This window comes from Kitasatospora sp. NPDC001603, from assembly GCF_040298365.1.
Classification (GTDB): Bacteria; Actinomycetota; Actinomycetes; order Streptomycetales; family Streptomycetaceae; genus Kitasatospora.
Window position 1 is genome coordinate 36086 of the sequence record NZ_JBEPAA010000068.1, and the last position, 7755, is coordinate 43840.

At 72.4% G+C, this 7755-nt stretch carries 8 protein-coding genes; 7 read left to right on the top strand and 1 reads right to left on the bottom strand.

What is annotated here, in order from left to right:
* Positions 1-94 precede the first annotated feature (94 nt).
* The 7 genes from ABT263_RS30535 to ABT263_RS30565 all read left to right on the top strand — a co-directional run bounded on the left by ABT263_RS30535 (position 95) and on the right by ABT263_RS30565 (position 7062).
* Positions 95-1363, top strand: coding sequence for an ABC transporter substrate-binding protein (locus tag ABT263_RS30535; protein WP_352295258.1), 1269 nt, complete (start codon positions 95-97; stop codon positions 1361-1363).
* On the top strand, positions 1360-2283 hold the full coding sequence (locus ABT263_RS30540) for a carbohydrate ABC transporter permease (RefSeq protein ID WP_352295260.1): 924 nt from the start codon (positions 1360-1362) through the stop codon (positions 2281-2283). The genes ABT263_RS30535 and ABT263_RS30540 overlap by 4 nt, the downstream gene beginning before the upstream one ends.
* A complete protein-coding gene (locus ABT263_RS30545) occupies positions 2280-3113 on the top strand; it encodes a carbohydrate ABC transporter permease (RefSeq protein WP_352295262.1) in 834 nt (277 codons plus the stop codon). Before ABT263_RS30540 ends, ABT263_RS30545 begins: the two co-directional genes overlap by 4 nt.
* A 50-nt stretch (positions 3114-3163) precedes the next feature.
* Positions 3164-4342 carry an ABC transporter ATP-binding protein gene (locus ABT263_RS30550; protein WP_352295264.1) on the top strand — a complete coding sequence of 393 codons (1179 nt, stop codon included), beginning with the start codon at positions 3164-3166 and terminating at the stop codon, positions 4340-4342.
* 98 nt (positions 4343-4440) lie between these two features.
* Complete coding sequence (locus tag ABT263_RS30555; protein WP_329491344.1) at positions 4441-4710, top strand: GlsB/YeaQ/YmgE family stress response membrane protein; 270 nt, start codon at positions 4441-4443, stop codon at positions 4708-4710.
* Between the two features lie 253 nt (positions 4711-4963).
* Positions 4964-5707 carry a polyprenol monophosphomannose synthase gene (locus tag ABT263_RS30560; RefSeq protein ID WP_352295266.1) on the top strand — a complete coding sequence of 248 codons (744 nt, stop codon included), beginning with the start codon at positions 4964-4966 and terminating at the stop codon, positions 5705-5707.
* A 98-nt stretch (positions 5708-5805) separates the two neighbouring features.
* Positions 5806-7062 (top strand): FUSC family protein, encoded by a 1257-nt coding sequence (locus ABT263_RS30565; RefSeq protein ID WP_329491342.1) that lies wholly within the window; start codon positions 5806-5808, stop codon positions 7060-7062.
* Between the two features lie 62 nt (positions 7063-7124).
* Here the strand turns inward: ABT263_RS30565 and ABT263_RS30570 are convergent, their stop codons facing one another.
* A complete protein-coding gene (locus ABT263_RS30570) occupies positions 7125-7598 on the bottom strand; it encodes a VOC family protein (protein WP_352295268.1) in 474 nt (157 codons plus the stop codon).
* Between the last annotated feature and the right edge of the window lie 157 nt (positions 7599-7755).

The window sequence follows — 7755 nt, forward strand, 5'->3', positions numbered from 1 at the left end:
GCGGGTATCGGGTGTGTCGCGCCGTCAGCTCCCGGCCCGCCCCCGCCGCGCGCCCTAGCGTGACCACCCGCAGGCCGCCACCGGAGGGAGAGCCGTGCCGAGACCACGTCACCGGGCCGCACTCGTCCTGGTCCACTTGCTGACCCTGGCCCTCGCCGCCTGCGGCAGCGGCGCCGACGGGGGCGGCGGACCGGTCACCCTCGACTGGTACAACTTCCCCGACGACTCCGGCGCCCTCCAGCAGGCCGCCGACTCCTGCGGCCGCAACTCCGGCGGGCGCTACTCGATCCGCTACAACAAGCTGCCGCGCACCGCCGACGGCCAGCGCCAGCAGCTGGTGCGCCGGCTCGCCGCGCACGACGCCGGGGTGGACATCATGGGCCTCGACGTCACCTGGGCGCCCGAGTTCGCCGAGGCCGGCTGGATCCGCGAGTGGACCGGCGCGCTCAAGGAGCAGGCCGGCGCGGACACCCTGGCCGCCGCGCTGAAGACCGCGACCTGGAAGGACCGGCTGTACGCCGTCCCGTACAACTCCAACACCCAACTGCTCTGGTACCGCGACGACCTGGTCCCCACCCCGCCGCGCACCTGGGCCGAGATGCTCGGCATGGCCGACGCGCTGGCCAAGGCCGGCAAACCGCACTTCGTCGAGGTCCAGGGCGCCCAGTACGAGGGCCTCACGGTCTGGTTCAACACCCTGGTGACCAGCGCCGGCGGTTCGGTGCTCACCCCCGACGCGACCGCCCCCTCGCTCGGGCCGCCGGCCGTCACCGCCGCCGGCGTGATCCGGGACCTCGCCCACTCCCCCGCCGCCGACCCCTCGCTCTCCAACCAGATGGAGGACCAGAACCGGCTGGCGATGGAGTCCGGTTCCGCCGCCTTCGAGCTCAACTACCCGTTCGTCTACCCCGCGATGAAGGCCGACCAGCCCGAGCTGTTCCCGCACTTCCGCTGGGCGCCCTACCCGGCCGTCCTCCCGGACCGCCCGGCGAGCGTGACCATCGGCGGGATCGACCTCGCGGTCGGCGCCTACAGCCGGCACCCCGAGCTGGCCCAGGAGGCCACCCTCTGCCTGCGCGACCGCGACAACCAGCTGACCAACGCGCTCAAGGGCGGCCTGCCGCCGTCGCTGCGCAGCCTCTACACCGCCGCCGAGCTGACCGACAGCTACCCGTTCGCCGCCGACGTGCTGGCGGCGCTGGACTCCGCCTCCGTCCGGCCGCAGACGCCCGCCTACCAGAACGTCTCGATCGCGATCTCGCACGCGCTCTCCCCGCCGTCCGCCGTGCAGCCGGAGAGCACCGTCTCCGCGCTGAACGGCCAGCTCAGGGACGCGCTCGGCTCGAAGGGGCTGATCCCGTGACCAGGCCGCCCACCCTGCCCGCGACAGCCCCGAAGGGCCTGTCCGAGGGCTCGCGCCAGGAGCGCCGGCTCGGCTGGCTGCTCTGCGCCCCGGCCGTGCTGGTGATGACCGCCGTGACGGCCTACCCGGTCGGCTACGCCATCTACCTCTCCCTCCAGCGCTACGACCTGCGCTTCCCCCAGCAGGCGGAGTTCGTCTGGTTCGGCAACTACGCCGCCGTGCTCTCCTCCCCGTTCTGGTGGCAGGCGCTCTGGGTGACGGTGCTGATCACCGCCGTCTCGGTGGCCATCGAGCTGGTGCTGGGGCTCGCGCTGGCGCTGGTGATGCACCGGGCGGTGTTCGGCCGGGGCACGGTGCGCACCGCCGTCCTGGTGCCGTACGGGATCGTCACCGTGGTCGCCGCCTACTCCTGGCAGTACGCCTGGACACCGGACACCGGCTACCTGGCCGCGCTGCTGCCCGAGGGCAGCGCCCCGCTCACCGACCACTGGCAGGCGATCGGGCTGATCATCCTGGCCGAGGTGTGGAAGACCACGCCCTTCATGGCGCTCCTGCTGCTGGCCGGTCTGGCGCTCGTCCCCGGGGAGACCGTCCGGGCCGCGATGGTGGACGGCGCGACCTTCGGCCAGCGGCTGCGGCTGGTGATCCTGCCGCTGATGAAGCCGGCCATCCTGGTCGCCCTGCTCTTCCGCACCCTCGACGCGTTCCGGGTCTTCGACAACATCTACGTCCTGACCGGCGGCTCCAACGACACCGGCTCGGTGTCGATCCTCGGCTACGACAACCTCTTCACCGCGCTCAACCTGGGCATCGGCTCGGCGATCTCGGTGCTGATCTTCCTCTGCGTGGCGGCGATCGCGCTGGTCTTCATCAAGGTGTTCGGCGCCTCGGCGCCCGGTGGCGGGACGGAGGGCCGATGACCTCCCGACGCACGCGCGCGGCGGCCGGCTGGGGCGTCGTCAACCTGCTGGTGGTGCTCTACGCGCTGTTCCCGGTCTGGTGGATCGCCGCGCTCTCCTTCAAGGACCCGAGCACGCTGAACGACGGCGACTTCGTCCCGCGCAAGTGGACGCTGGAGAACTACCGCGGCATCTTCCAGACCTCGGACTTCACCCGCGCGCTGGTCAACTCGATCGGCATCGCCGTCATCGCCACCACCATCGCGGTTGTCCTCGGCACCATGGCCGCCTACGCGGTGGCCCGCCTGTCCTTCCCGGGCAAGCGGCTGCTGATCGGGATGTCGCTGCTGATCGCGATGTTCCCGCCGATCTCGCTGGTCTCGCCGCTGTTCAACATCGAGCGGGTCCTGGGCCTCTTCGACACCTGGCCGGGCCTGATCATCCCGTACATGACGTTCTCGCTGCCGCTGGCGATCTACACCCTGTCGGCGTTCTTCCGGGAGATCCCGTGGGACCTGGAGAAGGCGGCGAAGGTGGACGGCGCGACGCCCGCGCAGGCGTTCCGGCTGGTGATCGCGCCGCTGGCGGCGCCGGGCGTGTTCACCACCGGGATCCTGGTCTTCATCTTCTGCTGGAACGACTTCCTCTTCGCCATCTCGCTGACCTCCACCAACGCCGCGCGGACCGTCCCGGCGGCGATCGCGTTCTTCACCGGCAGCTCGCAGTTCCAGCAGCCGACCGGCTCGATCGCCGCGGCGGCCGTGGTGATCACGATCCCGATCGTGGTCTTCGTGCTGCTGTTCCAGCGCCGCATCGTGGCCGGCCTCACCGCCGGCGCCGTCAAGGGCTGACCCCCGAAGAAGCACCCCGCAGGAAGACGTCCCAGGAAGGCAGGCAGGGCATGGCCGAGATCGTCCTCGACGGCATCACCAAGCGCTACCCGGACGGCGCGGTCGCCGTCCACGGCATCGACCTGACCGTCGCGGACGGCGAGTTCGTGATCCTGGTCGGCCCCTCGGGCTGCGGGAAGTCCACCACCCTCAACATGATCGCGGGCCTGGAGGACATCACCGAGGGCACCCTGCGGATCGACGGCCAGGTGGTCAACGACCGCGCGCCCAAGGACCGGGACATCGCCATGGTGTTCCAGAGCTACGCGCTCTACCCGCACATGAGCGTCCGCGAGAACATGGGCTTCGCCCTGCGGCTGGCGAAGACCGACAAGGCGGTGATCGCCGCCAAGGTCGAGGAGGCCGCCCGAATCCTCGACCTGACCGAGCACCTGGACCGCCGGCCCGCCAACCTCTCCGGCGGCCAGCGCCAGCGGGTCGCGATGGGCCGGGCGATCGTCCGCGACCCCAAGGCCTTCCTGATGGACGAGCCGCTCTCCAACCTGGACGCCAAGCTCCGGGTGCAGATGCGCACCCAGATCTCCCGCCTCCAGCGCCGGCTGGGCACCACCACCGTCTACGTGACGCACGACCAGGTCGAGGCGATGACGCTCGGCGACCGCGTGGTGGTGCTGCGCGGCGGCGTCGTCCAGCAGGTCGGCGCGCCGCAGCAGCTCTACGACGAGCCGGTCAACCTGTTCGTCGCCGGGTTCATCGGCTCACCGGGGATGAACTTCCTGGACGCCACCCTGGAGCAGGGCGTGCTGCGCACCGCGCTGGCCGACCTGCCGGTGAGCGACCGGCTCCGGCAGCGGCTGACCGCGGCGGACGCGCCGCGCGAGGTGGTCGTCGGGCTGCGGCCCGAGCACTTCGAGGACGCGGCCCTCCTGGAGCACCCGCACGGCGGTCGGACGGCCACCGTCGCCGTCGAGGTGCTGGAGTCGGTCGGCTCCGACGTCTTCGCGCACTTCACGGTCGCGGGCGAGGCGGCCGTCCCGCGTGCGCTGGAGGAGCTGGCCGCGCAGCGGCGGGACACCGGCGCCACCGCGCGCGGGCGCGAGGTGGTGGCCCGGATCGGCACCGACACCCGGGCCGCCGAGGGCAGCCCGCTGGAGCTGTGGATCGACACCGACCGGCTGCACGTCTTCGACCCGGTCTCCGGGGCCGCCCTCAGCCACGCCGACCGCTGAGCGCCCGGCCGGGCCCGCCGCCGGGCGGCCCGCGCCGACGTGCCGAAGCGGGTGATCCGGGCGATCATGGGGAAACGCGCATCGAAAGGTGGAATGCGATGTTCCAGCTCCTGTGGATTCTGCTCATCGGTTTCGTGCTGGGTGTTCTGGCCAAGCTGATCCTGCGTGGCCCGCAGGCGATCCCCTGGTGGCTGACGATGCTGCTCGGCGCCGCGGGCGCCTGGCTGGGCAACGCGGTGGCCGGCTGGGTCGGCGTGCGGCACACCTCGGGCATCGACTGGATCCGCCACATCCTCCAGCTCGCCTTCGCCGTCGGCCTGATCGCCCTGGTCGCCCCCGCCTGGAGCAGATCGCACCCCAGCCGGTAGGCACCCGGAAGCCCGCCGGCAGGCACCCGGCACCGCAGCCGGAGGGCACACCAGGCACCCCGGCCGAGGACGACACGTCCCGGACCGGGGTGCCGGCCGGCGGCCGGACGGCCGCGGCCCGGAGCACCGGTGGGCGGTGCGACCGGGCACGTACGACCGCGGCTAGACTCGCCCGACCGAAGTGGACACCTGTCCGGTCGGCTGCGGGCGCCGGCGGCGCGGCACCGGCCGGGGATCGCGCGAGGGACAGAACATGGTCGAGGCCTCCCCCAAGGTCGTTGTCGTCGTACCCACGTACAACGAGCGGGAGAACCTGCCGGTCCTCGCGGGGCTGCTCGCTGACCTGAAGCTGCCCGGTCTGCGCCTGCTGGTGGTCGACGACAACTCCCCGGACGGCACCGGCGAGGTCGCGGACGGGCTCGCGGCCCGGGCGCCCGGCACGGTCTCCGTACTGCACCGCACCGACAAGGACGGCCTCGGCCGGGCCTACGTCGCGGGCATGACCCGGGCCCTGGAGGAGGGCGCCGACGTGGTGGTGCAGATGGACGCCGACCTGTCGCACCCCGCCTCGGTGCTCCCGGTCATGGTGGAGACACTGCTGGCCGACGAGAGCACCGCCGTGGTGCTCGGCTCGCGCTACGTGCCCGGCGGCTCGACCGCCGAGGAGTGGCCGTGGCACCGCAAGGCGCTGTCGGCCTGGGCGAACCTCTACGTCAACACCATCCTCGGTCTCGGGGTCAAGGACGCCACCGCCGGGTTCAAGGCCTGGCGCGCGCAGGCCCTGCGGGCGATCGACCTGCCGTCCGTGCACAGCAACGGGTACTCGTTCCAGGTGGAGCTGAACTACCGCGCCGTCCAGCGGGGCATGCGGATCCGCGAGGTGCCGATCCGGTTCGAGGAACGCGTCCAGGGCACCTCCAAGATGAGCCTCGGCGTACAGGTCGAATCGGCGCTCGCACCCTGGAAGCTGCTGCGCGAACAGCGCCGCCGGCCCTAGCGCCGGGGCCGGCGCCCTCGGCCGGACGAGCGGCTCTTTCGAGTGCCGGTGCGGTGGATCAGCAGTGTGAGCTGCCAGGACGGGGAAAGAAGGGCGGCATGGCCCTACTCCCGGAGACCTTCGCCACCACGCTGCGCCGCAGTGCCCGACAACCCTTCGTCGTCCAGACGGTCCGGGCCACGGTGGCCGCCACGCTCTCGTACGTGGTGGCGACTCGGCTGAGCAGCGAGCCGGCGCCGCTGACCGCCCCCCTGACGGCGCTGCTGGTCGTCCAGGTCACCGTCTACTCGACGCTGACCACCAGCATCCGCCGGGTCAACTCGGTGGTCGTCGGGGTGCTGATCGCGATCGGTTTCAGCTCGGTGGTCGGGCTCTCCTGGTGGAGCCTGGGCATGATCATCCTGGCCTCGCTGATCATCGGGCGGTTCGTCCGGGTGGACGAGTTCGTCCAGGAGGTCGCGATCAGCGCGATGCTCATCCTGGGCGTGAGCCAGGTGACCTCACAAGCCTGGGACCGGGTGCTGGAGACGCTGATCGGCGCCACCGTCGGACTGCTGTTCAATCTGCTGTTCGCCCCGCCGGTCTGGATCGACACGGCGGGCGAGTCGATCGAGGACCTCGCCCGGCGGGCCCGGCACCTGCTGCTCGGCATCGCCGAGGAGCTCGGCGAGCCCACCCCCGTGGAGCGCGCGGCCGAACGGCTGTACGAGGCCCGCCGGCTCGACCAGGCCATCGCGGACGTCGACGGCGCCCTGCGACAGGCCGAGGACAGCCTGCGGCTCAACCCCCGGATCAGCGAGGGGCTGCTCTCCCGGCTGGTGCTGCGGACCGGTCTGGACACGCTGGAGATCTGTGTGGTGGTGATCCGGGTGCTGGCCCGGTCGCTCACCGACCTCGCCAAGCGGCGGGCCCCGGGCGAGCGGCTGTTCCCGGCCGACGTCGCGGTCGCGCTGGAGGAGCTGCTGAGCCACCTCGGCGGGGCGCTGGTGAGCTTCGCGGTACTGGTCACCACCCAGGTGAGCCGCAACGCCGAGGAGGCCGAGCGGCGGCTGACCTCCGAGCTGGCCGCCGCCTGGGCCAGCCGGGAGAACGTCGCCCATCTGCTGCTGCTCCGGGTGCAGGAGCACCCGGAGGCCTGGCAGCTGCACGGTTCGCTGCTGGCCGAGGTGGACCGGATCCTCGACGAGCTCGATCTGGAGCACCGCAGCCGGCGACTGATGGAGGAACTGGACCGGGCCTCGGTGGCGAACCGGGAGCGGTTCTCCCGGTTCGCCCGGCTGCGGAGGCTGGCCCGGGGCGAGCGGCTGAACCCGGGCCGGCTGCGGAGGCGGCGGGCGGTCAAACAGCGGGCCTGAGGGCAGCGGGCCTGAGGGCCCCGGCGTCGGCCGGGGCGCCGACCGACGCGGCGGAGGCGGTCTCAGCCCCGGGCGGCGTCGAGGAGCGGCTGGATCTCGATCTTCTGCATCCGCAGCATCGCCGCCACCACCCGGGCGGCCTTGGCCGGGTCCGGGTCCGCGATCAGCTCGGTCAGCACGCGGGGGACGATCTGCCAGGAGAGCCCGTAGCGGTCCTTGAGCCAGCCGCACTCGCTGGCCGCGCCGCCGTCGGCGGTGAGCTTGGCCCAGAGGTCGTCGACCTCCTGCTGGTCGGCGCAGTCGACCTGGAGCGAGATTGCCTCGGTGAAGTGGAACACCGGACCGCCGTTGAGGGCGACGAACTGCTGACCGTCGAGTTCGAAGGTGACGGTCATGACCCGGCCCGGCTCGCCGGGGCCGGTCTCGCCGTAGTGGGTCACGCCGGTGATCCGGGAGTTGGCGAAGACCGAGGTGTAGAAGCGGGCGGCCTCTTCGGCCTGGTCGTCGAACCAGAGGAAGGTGGTGATCTTCTGCATGGCCCGACGCTAGCCGCCGGGCCCCGGCGGGCGGCCGAGCCACGGCCGGAGGTCACCGGTTCGGCGCCGCCGCCCCCCGCCCCGGCCCGGGGGGGGGGGCGGGGGGGTGGGCGGCACCCCCCGCGCCCCCAGGGGGTTGGCGCACCCCGAGAGCCCC

Bases quoted from the DNA above. Each gene is read 5' to 3' on its own strand.
- ABT263_RS30565 (WP_329491342.1), top strand. From the start codon at position 5,806: ATGGCCCTACTCCCGGAGACCTTCGCCACCACGCTGCGCCGCAGTGCC.
- ABT263_RS30560 (WP_352295266.1), top strand. From the start codon at position 4,964: ATGGTCGAGGCCTCCCCCAAGGTCGTTGTCGTCGTACCCACGTACAAC.
- ABT263_RS30545 (WP_352295262.1), top strand. From the start codon at position 2,280: ATGACCTCCCGACGCACGCGCGCGGCGGCCGGCTGGGGCGTCGTCAAC.
- ABT263_RS30570 (WP_352295268.1), bottom strand. From the start codon at position 7,598: ATGCAGAAGATCACCACCTTCCTCTGGTTCGACGACCAGGCCGAAGAG.
- ABT263_RS30550 (WP_352295264.1), top strand. From the start codon at position 3,164: ATGGCCGAGATCGTCCTCGACGGCATCACCAAGCGCTACCCGGACGGC.
- ABT263_RS30555 (WP_329491344.1), top strand. From the start codon at position 4,441: ATGTTCCAGCTCCTGTGGATTCTGCTCATCGGTTTCGTGCTGGGTGTT.